Source organism: Pseudomonas sp. ES1 (genome assembly GCF_050586605.1).
GTDB classification, from domain to species: domain Bacteria; phylum Pseudomonadota; class Gammaproteobacteria; order Pseudomonadales; family Pseudomonadaceae; genus Aquipseudomonas; species Aquipseudomonas sichuanensis.
On the sequence record NZ_JBOBDM010000054.1, the window covers coordinates 16,533 to 42,025 of the forward strand.

The following is a 25,493-nucleotide window of genomic DNA, read 5'->3' on the forward strand; positions in this document are numbered from 1 at the left end:
CACACACGCCGCCCCCTCGTGCATCAGACCACGATGTCGCTGACAGCGGCCTGGCCAACGGTGGTTACCAGGAAATCGCCGAGGCCGTTTCCGATGAAATCGATGGTCAGGCTACCCAGGTTGGTGGCCTGGTCGTAGCTGAGGATCGCCTCGCCGGCATGGCCGGTGAAGGCGTTGACGAACTGCAGCGGCAGCTTGTCCACGGCGAAGGCGGCCATGCCCGACAGGTCGATCTTGTCCTGCCCGCTGGTGAAGTCCATGATCCGGTCCGGTGCCGCCTTGGCCGAATCACTGACCGCGCCGAACACAAAGGTGTCCGCGCCGGCGCCGCCCCACAGGGTATCGGCACCGCCACCGCCGTAGATGATGTCGTTGCCGGCCCCGCCCTTGAGCAGGTTGGCCACGGCATTGCCGATCAGCAGGTCGTTGCCCGAACCGCCGAAGGCATTCTCCACGGTGACGCCCTTGGCGATGGACACGTTGCCGACCATGCCGCCCACGTCGGAGAACGACGCCTCGTTGAGGTTGATCTTCTGGTTCTGGGTGAAACCGGAGAAGTCGAGGGTGTCGTTGCCGCCGCCGTCCCACACCGCGAACACCACCTTCGACGACGCCGAGGTGGCCGAGTAGAAGTCGCGATCGGCCGTGGCGTTGAAGCCATACACCGTGTCGCCCGAGCGGGTCGCGTAGTTGGCGCCGTAGAGTTTCTGGATCGCCGCGATATCGTCCAGCAGTGGCGCCGAGGCGTAGTACTGCCCGCCGCCCTTGACGAAGTTCTGCGAGGTGTTGCTCTCGCTCCAGTAGCTCATGACGCTGTAGCCGCGGGTGTCCTGGGCGTAGCTGGCGTCGCGGTAGGTCGGGTTGCCATTGCCGGCGTTGTAGTCGCCGGGGTGGGACAGCCCGAGCACGTGGCCGATTTCGTGGGTGAGGGTCTGGCGCCCGTAGTTGCCGGTGCCGGGGGTGGTGTTGACCTGGTAGCCGCTGTTGATCAGGTACCAGGATTCACCCTTGTGCGAGCCGGGCTGGTCGAACGGCAGGTAGGCGAAGGCCGCGCCGCCGTCGTTTGCGCTGTAGTTGCCGAAGGTCATGTGACCGTCGCCGCCCGACGCCGCCTCGGTGAAGGTCACCTTGGCCACGTCCGCCCAGGACTGCATGGCGAGCTTGGCCTGGTCCTTCTGCAGGCTGCTGAACTGGCTGAAGCTGCCCAGTTCGCGGCTGTAGAAGTCCGACGGTGCGCGGTTGAGGAAGGTGTAGGTGAGGCTGATGGTGCCGTCCTTGTTCAGGTCTTTCCAGGCCGCGCCATCGCGCAGGATGAAATCGGCCGCCTGGTCGACGGTGTAGGACGCTTTGCCGTTGATGTTGGCGCCGCCGCGATCGTACTGATGGGCGAAACGGTCGATCAAACCGGCGGAGGTACTCGGCCCGTGCGGTTGTAACGCAGAAGTGGCCGAAACACTGGCATTAACTTGGACTTTCGACATGCAGGTTACTTCCTTGTTTACGAACAAGCAGTTGATGTCAGACAGGAATCTCCCACTTGGCGAGTTCATCCTGTCACTCGCCCTTATGAGGCGCAAAAAAACTGACACAAAGTGAAACTTTCTGTCCAGCATTTTCTGACAGACTTTTTTCGTTTGTGAACACCGGCACTGCGATGTCGTTATTTGCGCAAACTGTTATTACCCCGGCAAACCTGGATAAAACCATGAGCCCAATTAATGACTCAGTGGTTTTTATTCATCCGCTCGAAGTTTACTTATGAAAACGCGACCACTTGATGTTCATTCGAAGCATCATTTCGTTTAGGCGCTTTACTGCGCGACAACCGGCCGCACGACCCTCCGTCGCCTGGCCGTTGACTTGCCCGCGCCCACGGCGCTCATTAGGCGTTGGTCAAAAGCCCTTTCCCGACAGGACGACACGATGACAAGACTCACGGTGCAATCCGGCGATTTCTTGCAAGGTGAAGGCGAGTATCGCAACGGAGCGCTCACACTCAAGACCCCGCGCAGCCCCTCGCCTGGCGAGCGCATTTCTCTCACACGCATCCAGGAGCTGAAACTGGCCAACCTGGAATCGACCCGCAGCCTCGGCGGCGCCCTGGGTTGGGGCATGGCCGGGGCGCTGGTGGCCGGGCCGGTCGGCCTGCTCGCCGGCCTGCTGCTGGGTGGCAAGGAGGACGAAGTGACCTTCATCGCCACCTTCAAGGATGGGCGCAAGCTGCTGGCCATCACCGATGGCAAGACCTGGTCGAAGATCGACGACAACTGGCGCCGGCAGCAACGGCCAGTCGCCGCCTGAATTCACCCGCGGCCCATACGTTTTCTCCCTGAGTGCCTGCGTTTGCAGGCACTTGCCCGTGCGCGCCTGTTAACATGGCGCCCTTTTGCATCCGCCTGACCGGCGCAACGCCGGCGGGCTACCCCTGCCCGACACCTGCCCTGCCGACCGCAGCCGACCGATAACGGCGGCGTCGGTATTTTCAAGGAGCCCCGCATGACCCCGCTTCGCCCCCGCCTGCCCCTTGGCCTGCTCGGCCTTGGCCTTGCCCTACACGGCGCCCATGCCCTGGCAGCAGACAGCGTGACCCTGGCGCCGGTAAAGGTCACCGAGGTGTACGGCAGTGATGGCTACCAGGCCCGCGAGGCGCAGGTCGGCGGACTGCACAATGCGCCACTGCTCGATACCCCGGCGGCGGTCAGCGTGTTCAGCCGCCAGTTGCTCGACGACCGCCAGGTGCGCAAATTGAGCGAAGTGCTGCAGAGCGACGCCTCGGTGGGTGAAAGCTATGCGCCGGTCGGTTACTACGAGAACTTCAACGTGCGCGGTTTCGAGCTCAATGCCGCCAGCAGTTACCGGATCAACGGCCAGACCATCGCCGGTGAGCAGAACGTGGCACTGGAGAACAAGCAGCAGGTCGAACTGCTCAAGGGGCTGTCGGGGTTGCAAAGCGGCGTGTCGGAGCCTGGCGGGCTGGTCAACTACGTGACCAAGCGCACCGAAGACGTGCGCACGCTCAGCGTTTCCAGCAACGAACAGGGCGAACGCTACCTGGCCACCGACCTGGGCGGCTGGTTCGGCGCCGAGCGCCAGTTCGGCCTGCGCGTCAACCTGGCCCATGAGGACATCCGCAGCTATGTCGACCATGCCGACGGCAAACGCGACTTCGCCTCGCTGGCCGCCGACTGGCAGATCAACCCCGACGCCGTGCTGGAACTGGACGCTGAATACCAGCACCGCGAGCAGTACTCGGTGCCGGGCTACCAACTGTTGGGCGGCAGCCAACTGCCACACAATGTCGACCCCAAGGATCACCTGGCCTGGCAGCAGTGGGCCAAGCCGGTGCAGAACGACTCGCTGAACCTGGGCGGGCGCTTCAAGTACCGCTTCAACGATGACTGGAACGGCACCTTGAGTGCGTCGCGCAGCAAGGTGGTGATCGATGACTACAGCGCGTTTGCCTGGGGCTCCAGTGAAGGCGCGTTCTTTGCCGGCAACGGCGACTACGACATCTATGATTTTCGCAGCCCCGACGACACCCGGCGCACCGACGAGGCCCAGGCCATGCTCGATGGCCGCTTCGATGCGTTCGGCGTAGACCACGAACTGACGGTTGGTGCCAGCGCCCAGCGGCGCACGGTAGATCAGCGACCGTCCTACAACATCCCCGTCGGCACGGGCAATATCAATTTCGACGCCCCCGGCGTGCCAGCGGCAACGGATTCGCTCGGCGACAGCGAACGCCGCCTGGACAGCCGCCAGTACGGCCTGTTCGTCAGCGACCGCATCACCTTCAACGAAAACTGGCAGACCGTGATCGGCGCTCGCGAAGTGCGCCTGGACGAGAAGACCTGGGATCAGGACGGCGTTGCCGGCCGGCATACCCAGCAGTACCAGTTGCTGCCCAACGCCGCGCTGATCTACAAGCCGCAGGCGGATACCACGCTGTACGCCAGCTACTCCAAAGGCCTTTCCAGTGGCGGCACCGCGCCCTGGTTCGCCAGCAACGCCGCCGAGATCCTCGCCCCCACCCTGTCGCGCCAGCTGGAAGTGGGTATCAAGCGCGACTGGCAAGGCATGAGCTTCAGCGCCGCGCTGTTCCAGATCCGCCAGGCCTACCAATATGCGCAGCCGCAGGACGACGGTAGCTTCACCTATGTGCAGCAGGGCCAGCAGAAGAACACCGGCCTGGAACTGGGCGCCAGCGGCTGGGTGACCTCGAAACTGCAGCTTCAGGCCAGTGCCGCGGCGATCCGCGCCCGGGTGCAGGACAGCGGCACCGACGCCTACGAAGGCCACCAGGCGATCAACGTGCCACGCCTGCGCGCCGCGCTGCACGCCGACTACGCCCTGCCCGTGCCGGGCCTGGCGCTGCTTGGCGGCGCACGCTACAGCGCCAGCAAATACGCCAGCCAGGCCGGCAACGTCGAAGCCGGCGGCTACACCGTGTTCGACCTCGGCAGCCGTTACAGCACCCGCATCGGCGGCTACGACACAGTGCTGCGCCTGACCGTGGACAACGTGTTCGACAAGCGCTACTGGCGCGACGTGGGCGACTACCTGGGCGACAACTACTTGTTCCAGGGCTCACCGCGTACGGCGCGGCTGTCGGCTTCGGTGAGCTTCTGACTCGAAGCGCCCCCTGTGCAAGCGGCGGTTCGCCGCTGCAATCTACCCGCGCAGCATGGCACCGGCGCCGCCGGTGTTCGCGGGTGAACCCGCTCCCACATGGACCGCGCTAACCTCGAGGCAAGCATCGTACCTGTGGGAGCTGGCTTGCCAGCGATGAGGCCAGCACTGACAACATAAGACAGTTGCTCCCACAGGGTTTCATGGGGCTGACGGATCAGCCAAAACAAAAAGCCCCCGAACCTTTCGATTCGGGGGCTTCTCGTAGAATGTGGCGGTGAAGAAGGGATTTGAACCCTTGATACGATTTCTCGTATACACACTTTCCAGGCGTGCTCCTTCGACCACTCGGACACTTCACCGTTTCTCTTCAAGCTGTTTAGCCTGTCGAGGCGCGCTAATTTAGTAGAAGAGTCTTTCTTTGGCAAGCATTTTTTTCAGAATTTTCATGCGCTTAAGCCAATTAGCCGAATTCTCTCGGTTATCAAGGCAAAGCTGCCATTGTGGCCTGCGCTTTTACCTGCCGCAGATGCGCCGGCCCGATGGTGCGAGGGGTAGCGGCCTGGCGCTGACCAACCGGTCAGCCTTGGTGCTTTACCTGGCAGGCGACGCTGGGTAACGTCGTCGCCACGCCCCCCTAAGGACTCTGCCATGAGCGAGCTGATTACCTACCACGCCGAAGACGGCATCGCCACCCTGACCTTGAACAACGGCAAGGTCAACGCGATCTCGCCGGAGGTCATCAAGGCGTTCAACGCCGCGCTCGACCGCGCCGTCGAGGAACGTGCAATCGTGATCATCACCGGCCAGCCGGGCATTCTCTCCGGCGGTTACGACCTCAAGGTGATGACCGCCGGCCCCAAAGAAGCCGTCGGGCTGGTCACCGCCGGCTCCACCCTCGCCCGCCGCCTGCTCTCGCACCCCTTCCCGGTGATCGTCGCCTGCCCTGGCAACGCCGTGGCCAAGGGCGCCTTCCTGCTGCTGTCGGGCGACTACCGCATCGGTGTCGAAGGCCCCTACAAGATCTGCCTGAACGAAGTGCAGATCGGCATGACCATGCACCATGCCGGTATCGAACTGGCCCGTGACCGCCTGAGCCGTGCAGCCTTCCAGCGCTCGGTGAACAATGCCGAGGTGTTCGACCCGCAGGGCGCGGTGGACGCTGGCTTCCTCGACAAGGTGGTGCCGGCCGAGCAACTGCTGGAAACTGCCACCGCGGTCGCCCGCGAAATGAAGAAGCTGAACATGCTGGCGCACAAGAACACCAAGCTGAAGGTGCGCAAAGGTCTGCTGGAACTGCTGGACGAGGCCATCCTGGCGGACCAGAACCACCTGGGCTGATTGGCTGCCCAGAACGCCTGTGGGATCGGCCTTGTCGGGCCGTTCCTACAGACAAGACATCCAGCCTCCCACAGCATTTGCCGCCAACAGTGCACGTCCGTACACTGCGCCGCGATCGTTCTGTGTGAGTCGTACCATGCTTTATCTGCTTCGCATGCTCCTGCTGGGGCTGCATTTCCTGCTCGTGGGAGTGCTTGGCCTGGTCATCGGCCTGCTGCGCCCGTTCAACCCCGACAACAGCCGCCTGTTCGCCCGCCTCTACAGCGTGCCCGCCGCCTGGTTCATGGGCATCAAGGTCAAGGCCGAGGTCGGCCCGTTGTGGGACCAGCCCCCGGGCTGCGTGATCATTGCCAACCATCAGTCCAACTACGACCTGTTCATCATTGGCCAGGTGGTGCCGCGGCGCACCGTGGCCATCGGCAAGAAAAGCCTGGGCTGGGTACCGCTGTTCGGCCAGCTGTTCTGGCTGGGCGGCAACGTGCTGATAGACCGTAAAAACAGCTTCCAGGCACGCCAGGCCCTGCAGGCGACTACCCGCACCTTGCACCACGACACCTCGATCTGGGTCTTCCCCGAGGGCACGCGCAACCCGGGCGAACAGCTGTTGCCGTTCAAGAAAGGCGCGTTCCACATGGCCCTCGAAGCCGGCGTGCCGATCGTGCCGGTGTGCGTCAGCCGTTACACGCGGCGCATGGGCCTGAACAGCTGGCGCCGGCGCACGGTGATCATTCGCTCGCTGGCGCCGATTGCCACCGCAGGCCTGACCCAGCAGGACCTGCCCGCCTTGATCGAGCAGTGCCAGGCGCAGATGCAGCATTGCATCGACCATATGGAAAACGAGCTTCCAGGTAACTGAGCCTGGCTCTCGGGCCCATCGCCGGCAAGCCGGCTCCCACCTCGACCGCGTGCGCCACCCTGTGGGCGCCGCGGCTTGCCGCCGATAGGCCTGCGCAAATCTTCATGTCTACGGGTTGCCCCAAGCGCCCACACAGCCCAAGCTGTCCGTCGTGTTCAACCGAATAAGCGGACAACCATGGGTCGAGTCGTCGCGTCTGCGGTGTACAGCGCCGGCAGGAAAGTCACCAACATCAACCTCGATGAAGGCGCCGAGTGGGCACGCAAGCCCGGGCATTTCGTCTGGATCGGCCTTGAAGAGCCCAATGCCGAGGAGTTGGCCAACCTGCAGCGTCAGTTCGGCCTGCATGAGCTGGCGATCGAAGACGCCCTGGAAAAACACAGCCGGCCGAAACTCGAAACCTTTGGCGACGCGCTGTTCATCGTCACCTACTCCCCGGTGCGCCACGAAGGCCGGCTGGAATTCATCGAGACCCACATCTTTGCCGGCAACGGCTACATCATCACCTGCCGCAACGGCCATTCGAAATCCTATGCCCTGGTGCGCCAGCGTTGCGAGGCGCGCCCGCTGCTGCTCGAACACGGTGAAGATTTCGTGCTGTACGCCTTGCTCGACTTCGTCACCGAGAACTACCAGCCCGTCAGCGAAGCCATCCACGGCGAAATCGAAGAGCTGGAACAAAGTGTGCTCAGCAACTCGCTCAAGGAAGAGGATATCCAGCGCCTGCACAGCCTGCGCCGCGACATCCTGCGCCTGCGCCGCTACGTGGCGCCGATGGTCGAGGTGAGCGAGGAGCTGCAGCGCCTGAACTTTCCGTTCATCGACAAGAACATGCGCCCGTACTTTCGCGACGTACAGATCCACGTCACGCGGCAGATGGAGGATTTGGCCGGCATCCGCGACATCGCCAGCCAGACCATCGAGATCGGCATGCTGCTGGAGTCATCGCGCCAGAGCATCACCCAGCGCAAGTTCGCGGCTTGGGCGGCAATCCTGGCGTTCCCCACGGCGATTGCCGGGATTTATGGGATGAACTTCCAGAACATGCCGGAGCTGGGCTGGCATTACGGCTATTTTGCCGTGCTCAGTGTGATCGGGCTGGGGTGTGCGGGGTTGTTCTACAGCTTCAAGCGTTCGGGCTGGCTGTAGAACGCGTCGCGGGGCAAGTCGCAGCGGCGCACCGCCGCTGCGACTTGCCCCGCAATCGATCACGCAGCGTCAGGCTTCGACTTGGCCGGTTGCTGGATGAAGCGCAGCATCCACTCGCCCACCAAGTCACCCTGGTGCTCGCTGGCCAGGCTGGCCACGGCTTTCTGATAGACCTCATCACCCAGGTAGTCCTGGCGCGCATCGAGCAATGCGCGGGAATAGTCGTGGACGAACTCCGGGTGGCCCTGGAAGCACAGCACCTGGTCGCGAATGTGATAGGCGGCGTTCGGGCAGAAATCGCTGGAGGCGATCACCGTTGCATCCTTGGGCAGTTGGGTGACCTGGTCCTGGTGGCTGATCAGCAAGGTCAGCTCGGACACTTGCGGGTCCATCCACGGGGCATGGGCCGCCAGGCTGTAGCGATGAATACCCACACCCCAGCCCTTGTCGGCGCGCTCGGCCTTGCCACCGAGGGTCAATGCCAGCAGTTGATGGCCGAAGCACACGCCCAGCAGCTTCTCGCCACGCTCATACAGCTTGAGCAGGTAGGCCTTGAGGGTCTGGATCCAGGGGTCGTCGCCGAACGAGTCGGCTTTGCTGCCTGTGACCAGGTAAGCATCGAAGGCTACGCCGTCCGGGGGGTAGTCGCCGTTCATGACGTTGAACACGTCAAACTCGGCAGCGATCGGCTGACGCGAAAACAGCTGCTCGAACATCCTTCCGTAGCCCTGGTACTGCGTGCGCAGCTCCGGTCGCAAGACATCGGTTTCAAGGATGCAGATGCGTAACGACATAGCGGTAGTCCTGAACGACATGTGGGTGGGATTTGCTGTAAAGACTGACGCGAAATATCAGCACAAGCAAGTAGGATGTCCGGACGAACGGTAGGCCCTGTAACCCTCGGTAACCCCCTGCGCGCACTCGTCTAGCCAGAGCGTGCCAGCGAGGTGGCCAGTGGCCTTAAAACCCTCGGATATCAATGCAAAATCCAATAGAACAAAGGGTTCTGAAACATCCCTGACGCGCGCCCTACTGTTGGTTGTATATCGACAAAACACGAGGCAAGCAGCGACGGCGTCTTGCCACGCCACTGCGATCGACCCGACGCGTGACAGGGAAGCCAAGGGTTATTCAGGAATAACAACAAGAAGGCGGTCCGCCATGTTCAGACAATCGAAAGTACGCCAAGCCGGGCTCATTCTGTTCGCCACCACACTGCTACTCATTCTGCCGAACCTCACCCGGCTGTTTGGCTGACGACGGCTGTGGCCTTTGCGGGCAGTGCACGGGTAATCTGCCAACCTTGATGGTTGGAGACCCCCATGCGCCTGTACCTCGCCCTGCTCTGCCTGTTGCTCACACCGCCGCTTTCGGCAGCGCAGTTGAACCTGGAGCTGGGTGAAAAGCACCAGCAATGGCAGAGCGAGCAACTGCTCCACCACCCACAAGCCCGCGACATCACTATCGAACAGGATGTGGCCTACAAACGCACGGTGCATTACCGGGCAGTGCCGCTGGCGGCGCTGCTCGAAGGGGTGAGCGCAGCCGATCACCTGCAAGCCGTGGCCCTGGATGGTTTCGCCGCCGAGATGCCGGCGGCTGCGCTGCTGCAAAGCGGCCCGGCCCAGGCCTGGCTGGCCATCGAAGACCCCGCCCATGGCTGGCCGCCGCTCGCCGCCGGCAAGCCGAGCGCCGGGCCGTTCTACCTGGTTTGGACCAACCCGCAGGCCAGCGGTATCCGCCCCGAACAATGGCCGTTCCAGATCACCACGATCCGCCGCCTGGCTGCGGTGGAGGTGCGCTTCCCTGCCCTGCTGCCCGCCCCCGCGCTGCCTGAGCACGACCCGGTGCGCCAGGGCTTCGCGCTGTTCCAGCAGAACTGCCTGGCCTGTCACCGCCTCAATGGCGCAGGCGACGCGCAATTCGGCCCGGACCTGAACCTGCCGCACAACCCCACCGAGTATTTCCAGCCGGCGTTCCTGCGCCAGTACATCCGCGACCCGCAGAGCCTGCGGCAGTGGCCGCAGGCAAGGATGCCGGGGTTTTCCACGCAGGTGCTGAACGAGCAGGAGCTCGATGCGTTGCTGGCGTATCTGAAACATATGGCGGCGCGCAAAAAGTGAAGCCGATCTTGCGCTGATTGTAGGAGCGGCCTCAGGCGATCGGCCGCTCCTGCTTGACGCCCCAGCCTTCGACCTCGCCGCCATAAGGCGAAACGACGCGTTCGAACGATGCCTCGAAAGCGCCAATCCCGCCGTAGGTGGCATACATGACCTTGCTCAGTTCCAGATGCCAGGCGCCATCGTCACGCTCGCTCACCTGGGCACTGAGCGACTCCCCACGGAACTGCCCCGCCGCCCGGCGCGCGCAGGCCTCGTCGGGGAAAACGGCATAGAACTCGATGGGGTGGATGCGGGTGAAGTCGAAACCGCCAGCTTTCATCTGGCTAAGAACACTGCTGCTGATATCGTCGTTCAGGCTGCTCATGAAACGTCCTCCTGCAATGCAATGGATAGACTTTCCGTGCACAACGCACTCACCTGGCACTTGAGACCTGCCTGGCGTTTAGAGCTGATGCAAAACGAGAATGAAGACGACGCGGACCCGCAGAATAGGCCCACGTCTTCAAGCAGCGTAGTGCCTGAGCCGGCACCTCGCCAGAAACCCGTTATTCAGGGGGCTTCGTCAATAGCGGTGATGGTGACGCCGTTCTGCTCCTTGAGCCAACGTGCAGTCGGGGAAAAGCTGCGGTCCTGAAAATCGTTGAGGTCCAGTTCATCCATGAGCGGAAACAGACGGGAGCGAATCGCCCGTGCGGCATCTTCCTCACTGGGGCGCTGCTCGGCGTTGAGCAACAGCGATTGCGGTTCGCCCTTCTGGTCAGCAAAGCGCACTTCCCACTCTTTCATCGATCAGCCCTCGCTACCACTACGGTGAGTGAAACTGCGTACTAGCTTGACCCTGACAAGGGGGCAATTGTTCAGCCCCAAGCATGAAACCTGATAAAAAAAGCCCGCCGGGTCAGGGCGGGCTTTTTCGATGCAGCGACTTACTTACTTCGGCGTGCCATGGACCACACCAGCGGTGTTGTCCAGCAGGCTCTTGGTCGCGGTCTGGATGTACGCTTCCAGTTTTTTCTGCAACTGCGACTCGTCCGGGCTTTCGATCAGGTCGGCCTTGAACTCACGGCCCAGCTGGTAACGGTACATGCGCGGGCTCATGTCCTTGGACTCGATAAGGATGCGGTCACCCTGCACCAGGCCGACGATCTGTTCGCTGCCCGACGGCTTGATGATACCCACGCCCTGGTCGCCTTCCGGCAGGTTGAGCAGGTCACGGCCCCAGCACTGGTGGCGGGCCTGGCCACCGAGGCGGCCCATGATGGTCGGCACGATGTCGACCTGGGTGCCCACGGTGTGATTGACCGCGCCGAACTTGTCCTGGATGCCTGGGGCAATCAGCAGCAGCGGCACGTTGAAGCGGCCTAGGTCCAGCTCGGTGACCTGCTGGTGGTTGCCGAAGCCGTGGTCGCCAACGATGACGAACAGGGTCTCCTTGAAGTACGGCTCCTTGCGCGCCTTCTCGAAGAACTGGCCCAGCGCCCAGTCGGAGTAGCGCATGGCGGTCAGGTGTTCGTCCAGGCGGCCTTGACCGGTGACCTTCTCGACCGGCAGGTCCTTGGGCAGCGCGTACGGGGTGTGGTTGGACAGCGTCTGCAGCAGGGCATAGATCGGCTTCTTGCCGTCATGCTTGGCCAGCTCTTCGTTGCCGCGGTCGAACATGTCCTGGTCGGAAACGCCCCAGGTCGGGTCGGAGAACACCGGATTGACGAAGTCGTTGCGGCCGATGAAGGTGGTCATGCCCTGGTTGCCGAAGAAACCGGACTGGTTGTCCCAGGCGAAGTCGCCGTTGTAGACGTAGACGTCGTCGTAATCGCGGGCGCTGAGCAGCGCTGGCAGGCCGGACAGCTTGTGGCCGCCTTCCGGGGTCTGCATCAGGTATTCGAAGCCCGGCAGGTTGGGGAAGCAGGCCATGGTGGCGAACATGCCCTGGTGGGTATGGGTGCCGTTGGAGAAGAAGCGGTCGAACAGCAGCCCCTCTTTGGCCAGCTTGTCGAAATACGGGGTGATGTTGGTCTCGCTGCCCAGGGCGCCCACCGAATGCCCGGCGAAGCTCTCCATCAGGATGACCACCACGTTCTTGATCGGCAGGGTGCGTTCCTGGGGCGGCACGAAGTCGCGACGGATCGCCGCTTCGTCGGCATCGACCAGGGTGTCATGGGGGGTCAGCAGCTGGTCGCGCACGCTCTGCGTGGCCAGGTTCTGGTCCAGGGTCGCTTTCCAGATGTTGGCGCGGTCTTCACCGAAGCGGCTCTTGGCGGCATCGATCAGGGTCAGGGTGCCGTTCAGGCCAAGCTGGTTGACGAAGTTCGAGTCAGTGGTGAAAGCATCGCCCCAACGCATGGGCGGGCCCTGGCGCAGGGTGCCACGGGCGGCAACCACGGCGATCAGCAGGATCACCACGAACACCACCAGGCGACCATACCAAGGCGCCACGGTACGCGTGCCTGCGCCTTGCAGGCTGGCGCTACCGCCACGGGTCAGGCGGTCGATGCCCTTGAACAGCAGGCTCAAGAGCCAGGTGCCGACCAGCCAGGCCAGGATGTAGCGCACCACCGGGAAACCGTACCAGAGCATGCTCATGACGGTCTTGGGGTCTTCCTTGATGTACTGGAACACCAGGCCGTTCAGGCGCTGGTGGAACTCGCGGTAGAAATCCATCTCCATCAGGCCGAGGAACATCACCACGCTCGACGCGATGGTCAGCCACAGGCGGAACAGGCCACGCCGGGCCATCAGCCAAGGGCTGAGCAGGGCCAGCAGCAGCGGAATGCTGATGTACACCACCACCCGCAGGTCGAAGCGCAGGCCATTGAGGAAGCCTTCGGCCACGGTCGAGTAAGGGGTGTCGCCGATCATGTCGCTGTTGTAGACCAGCAGCGCCAGGCGCACGAGGCTGAGCATCAGCATGATCACCAGGCCGCTGAGCAGCGTGTAGGCCAGGTGGGATTTCAGGGTCGGCGAGAACGAGCCTCGCGCGCCCCCTTGCTTCAGGGCGTCCGTGATAGCCATGAATGGAGAGGTCCTAGGATTGCGGGTTTGCGAAAAGGGCGAAATCGCCGACAGCCAGGCCTTGCCATCGATCATGGCGCCGGACCAGAGCGGCATTGTGCGGCGCGGATTCTCGAAAATCGAGTGTGAAAATTTTGTCGATAGCGCTTGTCACAAGCTATGGCAGGATAGGCCTTGTCGTCGGCAAATTGTAACGGCTGATGCCAGTTTTTCGCCGGAGCAGGCGATCAGATCCGCAGGTTGCCCCGCGGGCCGGCAATGGCCCAGATGATCAGCCCCAGCACCGGCAGCAGCACGATCAGCAGGATCCACAGCACCTTGATGCCGACTTCGGCGCTGCTTTTGAGTACGTTGAGCACCGCCCAGATGTCCAGGGCGAGAATGACCAGGCCGACCAGTCCGTTGAAAGTAGAGCCCATGCTGCCGCTCCCGTGTGGTGAATGTGAGCCAGAGCATAGCTGGCTATGGCCTCGATAGAGGGGAATCCTTGGTCCCACGGGCCAGTCAGTGGATAGACTGTCAGCATTCATCGCTTCGAGGTCCGCATGCCCCCAGCCCACACCCACAACGCCGTCCCCTTCTCGCCTTTCAGCGCCTGGCGGCAACAGGCCCGCACCACACCCTGGCTCAGCGCCGGCCTGGGCTTGAGCCTGCTGGCCATCATCGCCCTGCTGCTGGCGAGCATCTGGAATGCGCTCAACGGCGATCATGCCGACCACCTGCCCCTGGCCACTCTCGGCGGCCTGTCCGGCTTTGCGGCCACCGCGCTGGGCGCGGTGCTGGCGGTGGTGCTGCGCGACGTCAGCGCGCGCAGCCAGGACGTGATGCTCGGCTTTGCCGCCGGCATGATGCTCGCCGCCAGTTCCTTCTCCCTGATTCTTCCCGGCCTCGACGCTGCCCGCGAGATCACCGGCAACGGCCCGGCCGCAGCCTTCACCGTGGTGCTGGGCATGGGCCTGGGCGTGCTGCTGATGCTAGGCCTCGACCGTTTCACCCCGCACGAGCACGAAAGCACGGGCCCCTGTGGCCCGCAAGCCGAGCGGGTGAGCCGGGTGTGGCTGTTCGTGCTGGCCATCACCCTGCACAACCTGCCTGAAGGCATGGCCATCGGTGTGAGTTTCGCCAACGGCGACATGAGCATCGGCCTGCCACTGACCAGCGCCATCGCCATCCAGGACATTCCGGAAGGTCTGGCTGTCGCCCTGGCCCTGCGCGCCACGGGGCTGTCCAACTTCAAGGCGGCGCTGGTGGCGATCGGTTCCGGCCTGATGGAGCCGTTGGGTGCGGTGATCGGCCTGGGCATCTCCACCGGCTTCGCCCTGGCCTACCCGATCAGCATGGGCCTGGCGGCGGGGGCGATGATCTTCGTGGTGTCCCACGAGGTCATTCCGGAAACCCACCGCAACGGCCACCAGACCGCGGCGACACTGGGGTTGATGGGCGGGTTTGCGGTGATGATGTTTCTCGATACCGCGTTGGGTTGAAACTGACAACAGCCTTCAGGGCCATTTCGCGGGTAAACCCGCTCCCACAGGGTCCGTGCATTTCCCAGGATTGCACTGTACCTGTGGGAGCGGGTTTACCCGCGAAAAGAGCGGCGCAGATTTCAGACGTGCACAGCCACCTTCAACGCTTCCAGCGCCGGCTCGACCTTGATCCCCACCGCAGCGCCCAGCTCCAGCACCCGCGCCAGGTCGTTCTGCCCCACCATCACCACCTGCAGCTCGTCGTCGAGCAACTGGCTGAAGTTCAGCAGCACATAACCGCCGGCTTCCTTGTTCAGCGCACCCATCTGCACCTGGATGCGATTGAGCGCGGTCAACGGCTCGGTACGTGCCAGTTGCTTGGGCTTGAGGGTGAACGGCACGCTCTTGTCGAACGAATCGCTGATCTGCTGGAACAGGTCCTGGTAGCTGTCGGCCTGGAACAGCACGGTGTCGGGCAGGCTGCCAACCACCACCCATTCGCCCAGTGGGAACGGGAAGGTATCGTCGTAGTTGATGTCCGGGTTGGCGGCAAGGAAGGCGGCGGGGTCGGCGTAGGCCTGGGCGGCCTCGTCGGCGATGCGCTCGATATCTTCATCGCGCATGCAGCCGGCAGCGATGAGGCGGATGAGTTCGAGCAACTGGTCTTTCATGGGGGGGCCCTGCGGGTTGGCGTGAAAAGGCGCCAAGGATAGCCGCAAACGCCCCCGGGCCGTTAGCCGGCGAGTGCTTCGAGGCGCGCTGCAGCGTCCGTCGCGCCCATGGTGCGCGCCGCCATCAGTGCGGTGGCGCCCCCGGCATCGCGGTGTGTCGGGTCGGCGCCCTGGGCCAGCAGGTAGTCGATGATCTCCAGGCGATTGAACATCGCCGCCAGCATCAGTGCGGTACGACCGTCCGCTGCGGCGGCGTCCACGGGCACGCCCTGCTCCAGTAGCAGGCGAATCATCGCCAGGTCGCCCTTGAATGCCGCGCCGGCGATGGGCAACTGGCCGTTGTCGTTGGCGATCAGTGGGTCGGCACCGTGGCCGAGCAGCACCTGCACCGCCTCATGGTGGCCGTGGTAGCTGGCCAGCATCAGCAGGGTATCGCCCTTGTGGTTGCGTAAATCGACCGGCAAGCCGCTGTCGAGCAGGCGCCCGAGCATCGGCGCATCGCCGCGGCGGGCACGCTCGAAGACTTCTTCGGCGAATGCGGCGGTTTCTTCGGCGGTCATGGGCGCGGGCTGTTGGTCGGACATCTGGAACCTCCTGGCAATTGAATGGGCCCAAGTGTTGGTCAGGCACCGCCAGCGGGTCAAAGGTTCAGATTCTATGGGGGGCAAAGACAGAAGCTATGACCGTGCAAATTGCACTGTGCAAATTGCACGACCTTGCAGAATGCAATGCCCGGCGCCTCGCAACAACATCTAAGTAATTGTTTTTAAAGGATTTTTTACAATAAAAAGAGTGGCACGATCACTGCAAAACCCAACTCATGTCTGCCCACACATCAGTCAGGAGTTGATATGGACCTCATCCAGCAAAAGTTCGTCTCGGTGTTTTCCGCTTATCAGGTGGACACTAAGGCCCGCCCGGACGGCGGTGTGCTGCTGACCTTGCGCGCCGCCGACGGCGTGGTCACACGCCGAGTGCTGAGCTACGCGCAACTGCACAGTGCCGAACAGCTGTCATGGGCGATCAGTGCGCTGCGCCGTGACCTGGCCGAACAAGCCAGCGAACTGCCAGTGATCTCCAGGCTGCAGAGCCAGCAGCGCTTCGCGCTGCCAACCTACCGCTAAGCGGCTGTTTCAGAGCTCGCCAAACCCCGGGAACTGCCGGGCACCGGCATCACCGGTGAAACGCGGCTGCACGCCCTGCTCGCTGGCGTGCAGCCGCAACGCCAGGCAGAACGGCGTGTCCCCCAGGTCAAGCCAGCGCCGGGTGCCAGCCGGCACCACCAGCACATCATCTTTTTCACACAGCACGGCATAGACGAAATCGCCCAGGCGCAGGCTCAGCTGCGCACGCCCGCTGATCAACGCGAACACTTGCTCGTCGTCATGCACATGCTCGTCGCGCAAGTCGACCTCGGCGGGGTCGTCGCCATCGCGGCTGAGCAGGCTGAAGGTTGCGCTGCCATGCTCGCTCATCAGCCGGTCGAGCGGTGCGCGGCACGCGTCCAGCACCTCCGCCAGGCTGCTGCCCGGACGCAGGCGCGCGCCGGACTCCCAGCGCGCCAGGCGTACACCCTGCTCGGCCAGGGTGGCGACGATGTCGTCGTGGTGGGTCAGTACCTTGTTCGCAAGCTCTGGGCTGCTGCGGTGGAAAACGCTGAGGATGCTCATCAGGGGTCGTTCCTGCTGTCTTTCAAACGGAGGGCAATGATAACGGCTGCCGCCAGTGCCGCGACGCTGGCCATACCAAAGGTGAAGTGCGGGCCCAGCAGTTTCCAGCTGTAGCCCGAATACAACGCGCCCAGCGCACCGCCGGTGCCGGACAGGGCGGCGTACAACGCCTGGCCCTGGCCCTGCTGGCGGGCACCGAAGCTGGACTGCACGAAGGCGATGCTGGCGGCGTGGAAGCAACCGAAGGTGGCGGCGTGCAACACCTGGGCAAGCACCAGCAGCGCCGGGATATCCGCCAGGTTGCCCAGCAGCAGCCAGCGCACGGCGGCCAGCAGGAAGCTCGCCAGCAGCACCCGGCGTACCGAAAAACGCGCAAAGATGCGGCTCATGGCCATGAACACCAGCACCTCGGCCACCACCCCCAGCGCCCACAGCAGGCCGATCGCACCGCGGCTGTAGCCCAGCGACTCCAGGTGCAGGGTGAGGAAGGTGTAGTACGGGCCGTGGCTGAGTTGCATCAGCCCCACGCACAGGTAGAACGCCAGCACGCCCGGGGCCAGCACCTGCTTGAGGAAGCCCCCTGCCCCACGCCGCTCGGCATGCTCCGGCGGCTGGGCGTTGGGCACCCACAGGCTGGCGGCGACGATGCCGGCCATGATGGTCACCAGGGCCACCGGGTAGATGTCCAGGCTCAACTGTTCGAACAGGCGCCCCAGGCCGACCACGGTGAGGATGAAGCCGATCGAGCCCCATAGCCGCACCTGGCTGTAGCGCGCGGTCTGGCCGTGCAGGTGGGCCAGGGTGATCACCTCGAACTGCGGCAGTACCGCATGCCAGAAGAACGCGTGCAGGGCCATCACCAACGCCAGCCAGGCGTAGCTCTTGCCGAAGAAGATCAGCGAGAAGGTCGCCAGGGTCGACAAAGCCCCCAATCGCACGATCAACAGGCGCTGGCCGCTGCGGTCACCCAGCCAGCCCCACAGGTTGGGGGCGATGCACCGCATCAGCATGGGGATGGCCACCAGCTCGCCGATGCGTGCCGGGGAAAAGCCCAGGTGATCGAAGTACAGGGCCAGGAACGGCGCCGTGGAGCCGAGCAGGGCGAAGTAGAAGAGGTAAAAGCTGGACAGGCGCCAGTAGGGGATGGGGGGCATGGGGCAGACCGCGGGTTCGGTGGTGTCTGACCGGGCCTATCGCTGGCAAGCCAGCTCCCACAGGTTATGCGCAGGCCTCAGCGACAACCCATGACCTGTGGGAGCCGGCTTGCCGGCGATAGCGCCGGCACAGTCGGCTGAATACTCAGAGCTGGCCCAGCACCGGGGTATTCACCTTCACATCGGCATTCTGCCCGCGGTGGCGCAGCAGGTGGTCCATCAGCACGATGGCCATCATCGCCTCGGCGATCGGCGTGGCGCGGATACCGACGCAAGGATCGTGACGGCCCTTGGTGATCACTTCCACCGGGTTGCCGTCGATGTCGATCGAGCGACCCGGCGTGGTGATGCTGGAGGTCGGTTTGAGCGCCAGGTGGGCGACGATCGGCTGGCCGGAGGAAATGCCACCGAGAATGCCGCCGGCGTTGTTGCTGAGGAAGCCTTCCGGCGTCATTTCGTCGCGGTGTTCAGTGCCGCGCTGGGCGACACTGGCGAAACCGGCGCCGATCTCCACGCCCTTGACGGCGTTGATGCTCATCAGCGCATGGGCCAGCTCGGCGTCGAGGCGGTCGAAGATCGGCTCGCCCAGGCCCGGCATCACGCCCTCGGCCACCACGGTGATCTTCGCCCCGACCGAGTCCTGGTCACGGCGCAGCTGGTCCATGTAGGCCTCGAGCTCCGGCACCTTGGCCGGGTCGGGGCTGAAGAAGGCGTTGTCTTCCACCGAGTCCCAGGTCTTGAACGGGATCTCGATCGGGCCGAGCTGGCTCATGTAGCCGCGCACGCGGATGCCCTGGGTGGCCAGGTACTTCTTGGCGATGGCGCCGGCGGCCACGCGCATGGCGGTCTCGCGCGCCGAACTGCGCCCGCCGCCGCGGTAGTCGCGCTCGCCATACTTGTGGTGGTAGGTGTAGTCGGCGTGGGCCGGGCGGAACAGGTCCTTGATCGCCGAGTAGTCCTTGGACTTCTGGTCGGTGTTGCGGATCAGCAGGCCGATCGAGCAACCGGTGGTGCGGCCTTCGAACACGCCGGAGAGGATCTCCACTTCATCGGCTTCCTGGCGCTGGGTGGTGTGCCGGCTGGTGCCGGGCTTGCGCCGGTCAAGGTCATGCTGCAGGTCGGCCAGGGAGATTTCCAGGCCGGGCGGGCACCCATCGACAATGGCGACCAACGCCGGGCCATGGCTTTCGCCAGCGGTGGTGACAGTGAACAGCTTGCCGTAGGTATTGCCGGACATGGACGCTCCGCGAAATCAGCCTGAGTGGGACGAAAGCAGCAGTATACGGAAAACGCCACAGGATGGGTTGCCCATGCCGGCCTCTTCGCGGGTAAACCCGCTCCCACAGCTGCTACTGTGTGTTCGAAACCGGCGCTGGCCCTGTGGGAGCGGGTTTACCCGCGAAGGGGCCGGCACAGGTCAACTCGACGCGCCGCACGAACCTTCCCCTTCCGGCTCTGTCTTACCCTCACCTCCCCAAGCAGTCCCCCGTCCATGAAGTTGCGCCTCATCACCCTGCTCCTACTGCTGTGCACCGGCCTGGCCCACGCGGCCGCCCCTACCGTGCTGCAACGCCCGATCGACCTGGACACCGGCCAGGGCGTGCTGCACGGCAGCCTGCTGTTGCCGCAGCAGGACACCCCGCCGCCGGTGGTGCTGATCATCGCCGGCTCCGGCCCCACCGACCGCGACGGCAACAACCCGGCCTCCGGGCGTATCGACAACCTCAAGCGCCTGGCCTTGCTACTGGCCGGCGAACACATCGCCAGCGTGCGCTACGACAAGCGCGGGGTGGCCGCCAGCCAGCCGGCCACCCCGGACGAGCGCGATCTGAGCGTCGAGCGCTACGTCGCCGACGCCGTGGCCTGGGGCCAGAAACTGCGCCACGACCCGCGTTTCGGCCCGTTGATCCTGGTCGGCCACAGCGAGGGGGCACTGATTGCCAGCCTGGCCGCCGAGCAGGCCGGCGCCAGCGCGGTCATCACCCTGGCCGGCAGCGGCCGCCCGGTGGCCGATGTGCTGCGCGAGCAGTTGGCCCAGCGCCTGCCGGCGGCGCAACTGGCCGGCGGCGTGGCGCTGATCGACCGCCTGCAGGCCGGGCAGACCAGCCTGGATGTACCGGCCCCGCTGCGCCAGGTGTTCCGCCCCAGTGTGCAGCCGTACCTGATCTCACTGCTGCGCCAGGACCCGGCGACGGCGTTCGCCAGGCTCCAGGTGCCGGCGCTGATCATTCAGGGGCGCAACGACGTGCAGGTAGAGGTTGCCGACGCCGAACGGCTCAAGGCCGCCAAGCCCGACGCGCAACTGGCACTGATCGACGGCATGAACCACATGTTGCGCATCAGCCCCCGGGACATGCGCCAGCAACGCGACAGCTACAGCAATCCCGAACTGCCGCTGGCCCGCGAACTGGGCGAACGGATCATCGCCTTCATCCATGGCCTGCCGCCGGCCTGAGCTTTCCTGCCGCCGCAGGCTCAGGTCTTGGCGATGGCTGCCGATAACGCGGCATGAGAAGGCGGTGACTGCGCGTGCGATGTCCACCAGCACCCGGCCGCCGCGCACCTGAGGATTGCCCTGATGACCGATGCTCCCGCCGCCGCCGAGGCGACCGAAGAACAAGCCCCGGAAAGCGCCCCGCAGCCGTGGGCGGACCTGGCTGCCGAACACTTCCAGCTGCTGCGCCTGGCCGCCCTGCCGACCGATCGCAACAGCGGCACCCGCCCGCTGCGCTTCGTCCAGTTCGGTTACGCCGAGCGGCATGACAAGGCCCATAGCCTGCTGCGCATGGAAATCCGCCTGCCCGGGCAGAAAGTGCGCAAGGAACAGAACCAGCTGGATATTCGCGTCGATCACGAACAGCGCCTGGTGCGCATCGGCAGCGACGCCGGCCTGCAGCTGGAGCCACTCAATCGTGGGCTTGGCCGCTATCTGCTGGCCCAGGCGGTGCAATGGCTGCAACAGCGCTGCTCGGGCTACCGCATCGAAGGCATGAGCCTGCCGAACAAGGACGCGCTGAACGAAGACACGCGCCTGCGCCGCGACCATGTGCTGACCAGCGTCGGCCTGGCCGTGGAGTACAGCGAAGGCCAGATCCTCAAGGGCGCCGTGGTGGAAACCACAGTGGGCCAGCTCAAGGGCGGCTGGAATACCGAGAAGGTGCAGCGGGTCGACATCCTCGACGCCGCCGGCATGCTGCAGCAGGCCGAGCAGAACCTGATGGAAAAGGAAGCGCAGCTGCGCGAGCGTGACGAGCGTGTGGCCAAGTATCGCCGCGAGGACAACGGGCTGCGCTTCACCATCACCTGCCTGGTGGCCTTTGCGGTGTTCCAGGCCGGACTGCTGATCTGGATTGCCACCCGCTGACACAGCCAGCAAGCCAGCGGTCGGGGTGGGAGCAATTGCCTTGTATAGCTTGCACTGACCTCATCGCCGGCAAGCCGGCTCCCACAGGAATTACGCATAGCTTGGGTTTATGCGATCGGTGTGGGAGCCGGCTTGCTGGCGATGGGCTGCACAGCAGCCCCAGATCAGCGAATGCCGATCAAACCCGCGAAGCGAACAGTTCCTGATGCTGCCGGCACTGCTCGGCAGTCAGCATGAACACCCCGTGCCCGCCGCGCTCGAACTCCAGCCAGGCAAAATCCACCTCGGGGTACAACGCCTCGACATGCACCTGGCTGTTGCCCACTTCGACAATCAGCAAACCTTTCTCGGTCAGGTGGTCAGCCGCCTCGGCGAGCATGCGCCGCACCAGGTCCAGGCCGTCGTTGCCGCAGGCCAGGCCCAGTTCGGGCTCGTGGTGGTATTCGGCCGGCATGTCGGCGAAGTCTTCCGAATCGACATATGGCGGGTTCGACAGGATCAGGTCGAAGCGCTGCCCCGGCAGGCCGGCGAAGCCATCACCCTGCACGGTGTAGACCCGCGTATCCAGCCCGTGTCGCTCGATGTTCTGGTTGGCCACTTCCAGGGCGTCGAAGGACAGATCGCCCAGCACCACCTCAGCCTCCTGGAACACCTCGGCAGCGACGATGCCGATGCAACCGGAGCCGGTGCACAGGTCGAGGATGCGCGCAGGTTCCGCCGCCAGCCACGGCTCAAAGCGTTTTTCGATCAACTCGCCAATCGGTGAGCGCGGCACCAGCACACGCTCATCGACGATGAACGACATACCGCAGAACCACGCCTCGCCCAGCAGGTAGGCGGTCGGTACCCGCTCCTCGATGCGGCGCTTGAGCAAGTGCATCAGGCGCACCCGCTCGTCGTCCTCCAGTTGGCAGTCCAGGTAGCTGTCGGCCACCTCCCACGGCAGGTGCACGGCGCCGAGCACCAGCAGACGGGCCTCGTCCCAGGCATTGTCGGCACCGTGGCCGAAGAACAGCTCATGCTCATGGAAGCGGCTGACCGCCCAGCGGATATGGTCGCGCAGGGTGCGCAGGCGGGATGTGATCACGGAAGACTCCTTTTCAGACAGGCCAAAAGTCTAACAGCCCACACCACACAAATGCTCTCTCCGATAGCCGAATGGATAGCCACAGGCCAGTAACCATGCCGCCTGCAATGTCAACCATTCACATTGGCGCCAAGGCAAGGGAGAATAGGGGCACAAAAGCCCTACCCAAGGAGCCCTTGATGTCCGTTCCAACCACGATGTTCCGCCTCAGCGGCCGCGACTACCCGCCGGCCAAGCTGGGCCAAGCCAGCCTGATCGTCATCGACGCGCAAAAGGAGTACCTGAGCGGTCCGTTGGCGCTGTCGGGCATGGACGAGGCCGTGGCCAACATCGCCCGGTTGCTCGACGCTGCCCGCAAGGCCGGGCGCCCGATCATCCATGTTCGCCACCTGGGCACTGTCGGCGGCCTGTTCGACCCGCAGGGCGCGCGCGGCGAGTTCATCCCCGGCCTGGAGCCGCTGGCCGGTGAAACCATCATCGAAAAGCGCATGCCCAACGCCTTCAAGAACACCAAGCTGCACGAAACGCTGCAGGAGCTCGGCCACCTGGACCTGATCGTCTGCGGCTTCATGAGCCACTCCAGCGTCAGCACCACCGTACGCCGCGCCAAGGACTATGGTTATCGTTGCACCCTGGTGGAGGATGCCTCGGCGACCCGTGACCTGGCCTTCAAGGACGGGGTCATCCCGGCCGCACAGATCCATCAGTGCGAGATGGCCGTGATGGCCGACAACTTCGCCTGCGTGGCCCCCACCGCCAGCCTGGTCTGAGCCAGGCACCGCCCGGCGGACGGGCGGAACCCGAGGGCGGGCAGCAGGTCGAAACCCGGATCAGCGACACCAGATCCCGAGGAATTCGAATGAAGCTCAAAGGCAGTTTCGATGCCAGACGCCTACGCCAGCGCGAGCCGCGCAACTGGGGCGCGCGCCTGGCCGCCGCCTTCTCCGTCCTGCTGGCCACCCTGGGCATCCTGCTCGCCATGGCCGGCATCGCCGGCCTGCTGGGCAACTACCCCGCCCTCGCCGAACTCAATGCCAACCGCCCGCTCGCGGCCACACTGACGGTGGTCGGGCTGTTGCTGCTGTATGTCGGCGTGCGCTTCTGGCGCCGCAGCCGTATTCGCCTGCGCCGCGGGCGCGAGCTGAACCTGTCGCCGCATTTGATGAAAAAACACGACTGATATCCCGTTCGTCAGTACCGGCTTCATCGCCGGCAAGCCGGCTCCCACAGCGACCGTGTCAATCCTGAACCCAGTGTCATCCTGTGGGAGCCGGCTTGCCGGCGATGAGGCCCGCACCATTAACTCAAGACTTCACTAAGGCCCACACTCGCGTAAACTACGCCGCCCACGTGGAGGCACCATGCAAGACGACGATTTTTCCCTCTTCCGCAGCGAAGTGCGCGGGGTCAAGCAGATCAAGCACGACCGCGCCGAAGTCGGCAAAGCCAAGGCTGATCGCAAGCAGCTGGCCGGCCTGCGCCAGGCGGCGACCATCCGCAGCGACCAGCCACTGGTGGTCGACGGCCTGTCCGACCAGTTCGTCATCGACGTCGGCGCCGAAGACGAGCTGATGTGGCGCCGCGACGGCGTGCAGGAAGGCCAGATCCGCAAGCTCAAGCTCGGCCAGATCGCCTTCGAGGGCAGCCTCGACCTGCACGGCATGAGTGTGGAGAAAGCCCGCGAGATCCTCTGGGACTTCATCGCCGAGGCCACCAAGCTCGAAGTACGCTGCGTGCGCGTCACCCACGGCAAGGCCGCGCGTATCGACGGCAAGCGCCCGATGATCAAGAGCCACGTCAACACCTGGCTGCGCCAGCACCCGCAGGTGCTCGGCTTCGCCTCGTGCCAGGCCCGCCACGGTGGTACTGGCGCGGTGTATGTCATGCTCAAGCGAACCATGCTCGAAGGCCGCGACGAGTGACATCGCGCTTGCAGCGCCGCCGCCGCCGCCGTACCCTTCGCCTTTGCGAAATTTTCCACAGGTAGATCCATGTCCCTGGAACAGAACTACACCGAGATCCTCAGCCAACTGGGTGAGGACGTCTCCCGCGAGGGCCTGCTCGACACGCCCAAGCGGGCTGCAAAGGCCATGAAGTACCTTTGCCGCGGTTATGAGCAGACCCTGGAAGAAGTCACCAACAACGCGCTGTTCAGCTCCGACAACAGCGAAATGGTGCTGGTCCGGGACATCGAGCTGTATTCGATGTGCGAACACCACATGCTGCCGTTCATCGGCAAGGCTCATGTCGCCTACCTGCCCAAGGGCAAGGTACTGGGCCTGTCGAAAGTGGCGCGCATCGTCGACATGTTCGCCCGTCGCCTGCAGATCCAGGAAAACCTCAGCCGCCAGATCGCCGAAGCCGTGCAACAGGTCACCGGTGCCGCTGGCGTGGCCGTGGTCATCGAAGCCAAGCACATGTGCATGATGATGCGCGGTGTCGAGAAGCAGAACTCCACCATGCTCACCTCGGTGATGCTCGGCGAGTTCCGTGATAACGCCGCCACCCGTAGCGAGTTCCTCAGCCTGATCAAGTGATCGGCCTATGATCCGCAGCCGACCCCCAGGGGTCGGCTTTTTGTTTTGTGCGCCTCAACCAGATCAGGAGTCAGTCATGATCGTCAAAGCCCTGCGGGTCGGCCTCGGCCAGCTCATCGTGTTCGGCGACTGGATCAGCCGCCCGGCCAAGAAGAAGCGTGATGCCTCGGCCCAGGTGCGCGTTGAACAGGACGCCAAGGGCCTTGCCCTGTACCAGTTCCACGCCTGCCCGTTCTGCGTGAAAACCCGCCGCACCCTGCACCGCCTCAACGTGCCGGTGGCGCTGCGTGACGCCAAGAACGATGCCCAGCACCGCCAGGCGCTGCTCGAAGGCGGTGGCCGGGTGAAGGTGCCATGCCTGCGCATCGAAGAAGGCGACAAGGTGACCTGGATGTATGAGTCCAAGGACATCATTGCCTACCTGGACAAGCGCTTCG

General features: G+C 64.1%; 27 protein-coding genes and 1 tRNA gene. 15 read left to right on the forward strand and 13 right to left on the reverse strand.

The genetic code is table 11. From position 1 onward, the window contains the following. Positions 1-23: 23 nt before the first annotated feature. The gene (locus ACQ4N9_RS20665; protein ID WP_430933604.1) at positions 24-1,481 is read right to left on the reverse strand and encodes a serralysin family metalloprotease; all 1,458 of its coding nucleotides are present in this window, start codon (positions 1,479-1,481) and stop codon (positions 24-26) included. A gap of 442 nt (positions 1,482-1,923) precedes the next feature. Here ACQ4N9_RS20665 and ACQ4N9_RS20670 point away from each other — a divergent pair, with 442 nt between their 5' ends. Then, on the forward strand, positions 1,924-2,301 hold the full coding sequence (locus tag ACQ4N9_RS20670) for a hypothetical protein (protein WP_347149142.1): 378 nt from the start codon (positions 1,924-1,926) through the stop codon (positions 2,299-2,301). 195 nt (positions 2,302-2,496) lie between these two features. Beyond that, a complete protein-coding gene (locus ACQ4N9_RS20675) occupies positions 2,497-4,629 on the forward strand; it encodes a TonB-dependent siderophore receptor (RefSeq protein WP_390967730.1) in 2,133 nt (710 codons plus the stop codon). 272 nt (positions 4,630-4,901) lie between these two features. Here ACQ4N9_RS20675 and ACQ4N9_RS20680 read toward each other — a convergent pair. Then, a tRNA-Ser gene (locus ACQ4N9_RS20680) sits at positions 4,902-4,991 on the reverse strand. A 289-nt stretch (positions 4,992-5,280) separates the two neighbouring features. On the opposite strand from ACQ4N9_RS20680, the gene ACQ4N9_RS20685 reads away from it, so the two are divergent. From ACQ4N9_RS20685 to ACQ4N9_RS20695, 3 genes are all read left to right on the forward strand, one after another. Then, positions 5,281-5,970, forward strand: a complete 690-nt coding sequence (locus ACQ4N9_RS20685) for a crotonase/enoyl-CoA hydratase family protein (RefSeq protein WP_323830886.1) — start codon at positions 5,281-5,283, stop codon at positions 5,968-5,970. Positions 5,971-6,106: 136 nt separating this feature from the next. Continuing rightward, complete coding sequence (locus ACQ4N9_RS20690; RefSeq protein ID WP_390967729.1) at positions 6,107-6,826, forward strand: lysophospholipid acyltransferase family protein; 720 nt, start codon at positions 6,107-6,109, stop codon at positions 6,824-6,826. 177 nt (positions 6,827-7,003) lie between these two features. Then, entirely contained in the window at positions 7,004-7,975 is a 972-nt protein-coding gene (locus ACQ4N9_RS20695) for a magnesium and cobalt transport protein CorA (RefSeq protein WP_125463169.1), read from the forward strand. A gap of 59 nt (positions 7,976-8,034) precedes the next feature. On the opposite strand, the gene ACQ4N9_RS20700 is transcribed toward ACQ4N9_RS20695, so the two are convergent. Then, on the reverse strand, positions 8,035-8,769 hold the full coding sequence (locus tag ACQ4N9_RS20700; protein WP_347149137.1) for an amidotransferase: 735 nt from the start codon (positions 8,767-8,769) through the stop codon (positions 8,035-8,037). A gap of 528 nt (positions 8,770-9,297) precedes the next feature. Here ACQ4N9_RS20700 and ACQ4N9_RS20705 point away from each other — a divergent pair. Further along, positions 9,298-10,098: a cytochrome c gene (locus ACQ4N9_RS20705; protein ID WP_390967728.1), complete on the forward strand. Its 801-nt coding sequence runs from the start codon at positions 9,298-9,300 to the stop codon at positions 10,096-10,098. Between the two features lie 31 nt (positions 10,099-10,129). Here the strand turns inward: ACQ4N9_RS20705 and ACQ4N9_RS20710 are convergent, their stop codons facing one another. The 4 genes from ACQ4N9_RS20710 to ACQ4N9_RS20725 all read right to left on the reverse strand — a co-directional run bounded on the left by ACQ4N9_RS20710 (position 10,130) and on the right by ACQ4N9_RS20725 (position 13,526). After that, positions 10,130-10,462: a ribonuclease E inhibitor RraB gene (locus tag ACQ4N9_RS20710; protein WP_110992570.1), complete on the reverse strand. Its 333-nt coding sequence runs from the start codon at positions 10,460-10,462 to the stop codon at positions 10,130-10,132. Positions 10,463-10,647: 185 nt separating this feature from the next. Continuing rightward, the gene (locus tag ACQ4N9_RS20715) at positions 10,648-10,884 is read right to left on the reverse strand and encodes a hypothetical protein (RefSeq protein WP_125463165.1); all 237 of its coding nucleotides are present in this window, start codon (positions 10,882-10,884) and stop codon (positions 10,648-10,650) included. 144 nt (positions 10,885-11,028) lie between these two features. After that, positions 11,029-13,107, reverse strand: coding sequence for an LTA synthase family protein (locus tag ACQ4N9_RS20720; RefSeq protein ID WP_390967727.1), 2,079 nt, complete (start codon positions 13,105-13,107; stop codon positions 11,029-11,031). 227 nt (positions 13,108-13,334) lie between these two features. Continuing rightward, positions 13,335-13,526: a PLDc N-terminal domain-containing protein gene (locus tag ACQ4N9_RS20725; RefSeq protein WP_125463163.1), complete on the reverse strand. Its 192-nt coding sequence runs from the start codon at positions 13,524-13,526 to the stop codon at positions 13,335-13,337. Between the two features lie 126 nt (positions 13,527-13,652). Between ACQ4N9_RS20725 and ACQ4N9_RS20730 the strand changes: the two genes are divergently transcribed. Further along, positions 13,653-14,591: a ZIP family metal transporter gene (locus ACQ4N9_RS20730; RefSeq protein WP_390967726.1), complete on the forward strand. Its 939-nt coding sequence runs from the start codon at positions 13,653-13,655 to the stop codon at positions 14,589-14,591. A 122-nt stretch (positions 14,592-14,713) separates the two neighbouring features. Here the strand turns inward: ACQ4N9_RS20730 and ACQ4N9_RS20735 are convergent, their stop codons facing one another. Further along, positions 14,714-15,244: a hypothetical protein gene (locus ACQ4N9_RS20735; RefSeq protein ID WP_110992565.1), complete on the reverse strand. Its 531-nt coding sequence runs from the start codon at positions 15,242-15,244 to the stop codon at positions 14,714-14,716. Between the two features lie 62 nt (positions 15,245-15,306). After that, positions 15,307-15,828: an ankyrin repeat domain-containing protein gene (locus ACQ4N9_RS20740; protein WP_390967725.1), complete on the reverse strand. Its 522-nt coding sequence runs from the start codon at positions 15,826-15,828 to the stop codon at positions 15,307-15,309. A gap of 267 nt (positions 15,829-16,095) precedes the next feature. Here ACQ4N9_RS20740 and ACQ4N9_RS20745 point away from each other — a divergent pair, with 267 nt between their 5' ends. Further along, the gene (locus ACQ4N9_RS20745; protein ID WP_125463159.1) at positions 16,096-16,368 is read left to right on the forward strand and encodes a DUF3509 domain-containing protein; all 273 of its coding nucleotides are present in this window, start codon (positions 16,096-16,098) and stop codon (positions 16,366-16,368) included. Between the two features lie 9 nt (positions 16,369-16,377). Here the strand turns inward: ACQ4N9_RS20745 and ACQ4N9_RS20750 are convergent, their stop codons facing one another. The 3 genes from ACQ4N9_RS20750 to aroC all read right to left on the reverse strand — a co-directional run bounded on the left by ACQ4N9_RS20750 (position 16,378) and on the right by aroC (position 19,305). Beyond that, positions 16,378-16,914, reverse strand: coding sequence for an oxidase (locus ACQ4N9_RS20750; protein WP_390967724.1), 537 nt, complete (start codon positions 16,912-16,914; stop codon positions 16,378-16,380). After that, positions 16,914-18,068 carry an MFS transporter gene (locus tag ACQ4N9_RS20755; protein WP_347149129.1) on the reverse strand — a complete coding sequence of 385 codons (1,155 nt, stop codon included), beginning with the start codon at positions 18,066-18,068 and terminating at the stop codon, positions 16,914-16,916. Before ACQ4N9_RS20755 ends, ACQ4N9_RS20750 begins: the two co-directional genes overlap by 1 nt. A 145-nt stretch (positions 18,069-18,213) precedes the next feature. Then, positions 18,214-19,305 carry a chorismate synthase gene (aroC, locus tag ACQ4N9_RS20760; protein WP_232885006.1) on the reverse strand — a complete coding sequence of 364 codons (1,092 nt, stop codon included), beginning with the start codon at positions 19,303-19,305 and terminating at the stop codon, positions 18,214-18,216. Positions 19,306-19,560: 255 nt separating this feature from the next. On the opposite strand from aroC, the gene ACQ4N9_RS20765 reads away from it, so the two are divergent. Both ACQ4N9_RS20765 and ACQ4N9_RS20770 read left to right on the forward strand, forming a co-directional pair. Then, positions 19,561-20,523: an alpha/beta hydrolase gene (locus ACQ4N9_RS20765; RefSeq protein ID WP_390967723.1), complete on the forward strand. Its 963-nt coding sequence runs from the start codon at positions 19,561-19,563 to the stop codon at positions 20,521-20,523. Between the two features lie 123 nt (positions 20,524-20,646). Then, positions 20,647-21,432, forward strand: coding sequence for a hypothetical protein (locus ACQ4N9_RS20770; RefSeq protein WP_390967722.1), 786 nt, complete (start codon positions 20,647-20,649; stop codon positions 21,430-21,432). Between the two features lie 178 nt (positions 21,433-21,610). Here the strand turns inward: ACQ4N9_RS20770 and prmB are convergent, their stop codons facing one another. Then, a complete protein-coding gene (prmB, locus tag ACQ4N9_RS20775; RefSeq protein ID WP_125463152.1) occupies positions 21,611-22,519 on the reverse strand; it encodes a 50S ribosomal protein L3 N(5)-glutamine methyltransferase in 909 nt (302 codons plus the stop codon). A gap of 179 nt (positions 22,520-22,698) precedes the next feature. On the opposite strand from prmB, the gene ACQ4N9_RS20780 reads away from it, so the two are divergent. The 5 genes from ACQ4N9_RS20780 to ACQ4N9_RS20800 form a co-directional block, all read left to right on the forward strand. Then, positions 22,699-23,289: a cysteine hydrolase family protein gene (locus ACQ4N9_RS20780; protein ID WP_110992556.1), complete on the forward strand. Its 591-nt coding sequence runs from the start codon at positions 22,699-22,701 to the stop codon at positions 23,287-23,289. Between the two features lie 89 nt (positions 23,290-23,378). Continuing rightward, positions 23,379-23,699 (forward strand): hypothetical protein, encoded by a 321-nt coding sequence (locus tag ACQ4N9_RS20785; protein ID WP_110992555.1) that lies wholly within the window; start codon positions 23,379-23,381, stop codon positions 23,697-23,699. Positions 23,700-23,880: 181 nt separating this feature from the next. After that, on the forward strand, positions 23,881-24,441 hold the full coding sequence (locus tag ACQ4N9_RS20790) for a Smr/MutS family protein (protein WP_110992554.1): 561 nt from the start codon (positions 23,881-23,883) through the stop codon (positions 24,439-24,441). A 69-nt stretch (positions 24,442-24,510) separates the two neighbouring features. Further along, a complete protein-coding gene (gene folE, locus ACQ4N9_RS20795) occupies positions 24,511-25,056 on the forward strand; it encodes a GTP cyclohydrolase I FolE (protein WP_110992553.1) in 546 nt (181 codons plus the stop codon). A 76-nt stretch (positions 25,057-25,132) separates the two neighbouring features. After that, the coding region (locus tag ACQ4N9_RS20800) for a glutaredoxin family protein (RefSeq protein ID WP_430933614.1) at positions 25,133-25,493 on the forward strand (361 nt) is incomplete at its 3' end.

Coding starts and splice junctions, on each gene's coding strand:
- ACQ4N9_RS20755 (WP_347149129.1), bottom strand. CDS start 18,068: ATGCCCCCCATCCCCTACTGGCGCCTGTCCAGCTTTTACCTCTTCTAC.
- ACQ4N9_RS20670 (WP_347149142.1), top strand. CDS start 1,924: ATGACAAGACTCACGGTGCAATCCGGCGATTTCTTGCAAGGTGAAGGC.
- ACQ4N9_RS20705 (WP_390967728.1), top strand. CDS start 9,298: ATGCGCCTGTACCTCGCCCTGCTCTGCCTGTTGCTCACACCGCCGCTT.
- folE (WP_110992553.1), top strand. CDS start 24,511: ATGTCCCTGGAACAGAACTACACCGAGATCCTCAGCCAACTGGGTGAG.
- ACQ4N9_RS20715 (WP_125463165.1), bottom strand. CDS start 10,884: ATGAAAGAGTGGGAAGTGCGCTTTGCTGACCAGAAGGGCGAACCGCAA.
- ACQ4N9_RS20740 (WP_390967725.1), bottom strand. CDS start 15,828: ATGTCCGACCAACAGCCCGCGCCCATGACCGCCGAAGAAACCGCCGCA.
- ACQ4N9_RS20685 (WP_323830886.1), top strand. CDS start 5,281: ATGAGCGAGCTGATTACCTACCACGCCGAAGACGGCATCGCCACCCTG.
- ACQ4N9_RS20690 (WP_390967729.1), top strand. CDS start 6,107: ATGCTTTATCTGCTTCGCATGCTCCTGCTGGGGCTGCATTTCCTGCTC.
- ACQ4N9_RS20745 (WP_125463159.1), top strand. CDS start 16,096: ATGGACCTCATCCAGCAAAAGTTCGTCTCGGTGTTTTCCGCTTATCAG.
- ACQ4N9_RS20785 (WP_110992555.1), top strand. CDS start 23,379: ATGAAGCTCAAAGGCAGTTTCGATGCCAGACGCCTACGCCAGCGCGAG.
- ACQ4N9_RS20730 (WP_390967726.1), top strand. CDS start 13,653: ATGCCCCCAGCCCACACCCACAACGCCGTCCCCTTCTCGCCTTTCAGC.
- ACQ4N9_RS20780 (WP_110992556.1), top strand. CDS start 22,699: ATGTCCGTTCCAACCACGATGTTCCGCCTCAGCGGCCGCGACTACCCG.
- ACQ4N9_RS20790 (WP_110992554.1), top strand. CDS start 23,881: ATGCAAGACGACGATTTTTCCCTCTTCCGCAGCGAAGTGCGCGGGGTC.
- ACQ4N9_RS20700 (WP_347149137.1), bottom strand. CDS start 8,769: ATGTCGTTACGCATCTGCATCCTTGAAACCGATGTCTTGCGACCGGAG.
- ACQ4N9_RS20695 (WP_125463169.1), top strand. CDS start 7,004: ATGGGTCGAGTCGTCGCGTCTGCGGTGTACAGCGCCGGCAGGAAAGTC.
- ACQ4N9_RS20770 (WP_390967722.1), top strand. CDS start 20,647: ATGACCGATGCTCCCGCCGCCGCCGAGGCGACCGAAGAACAAGCCCCG.
- ACQ4N9_RS20710 (WP_110992570.1), bottom strand. CDS start 10,462: ATGAGCAGCCTGAACGACGATATCAGCAGCAGTGTTCTTAGCCAGATG.
- ACQ4N9_RS20735 (WP_110992565.1), bottom strand. CDS start 15,244: ATGAAAGACCAGTTGCTCGAACTCATCCGCCTCATCGCTGCCGGCTGC.
- ACQ4N9_RS20675 (WP_390967730.1), top strand. CDS start 2,497: ATGACCCCGCTTCGCCCCCGCCTGCCCCTTGGCCTGCTCGGCCTTGGC.
- aroC (WP_232885006.1), bottom strand. CDS start 19,305: ATGTCCGGCAATACCTACGGCAAGCTGTTCACTGTCACCACCGCTGGC.
- ACQ4N9_RS20665 (WP_430933604.1), bottom strand. CDS start 1,481: ATGTCGAAAGTCCAAGTTAATGCCAGTGTTTCGGCCACTTCTGCGTTA.
- ACQ4N9_RS20750 (WP_390967724.1), bottom strand. CDS start 16,914: ATGAGCATCCTCAGCGTTTTCCACCGCAGCAGCCCAGAGCTTGCGAAC.
- ACQ4N9_RS20720 (WP_390967727.1), bottom strand. CDS start 13,107: ATGGCTATCACGGACGCCCTGAAGCAAGGGGGCGCGCGAGGCTCGTTC.
- ACQ4N9_RS20725 (WP_125463163.1), bottom strand. CDS start 13,526: ATGGGCTCTACTTTCAACGGACTGGTCGGCCTGGTCATTCTCGCCCTG.
- ACQ4N9_RS20765 (WP_390967723.1), top strand. CDS start 19,561: ATGAAGTTGCGCCTCATCACCCTGCTCCTACTGCTGTGCACCGGCCTG.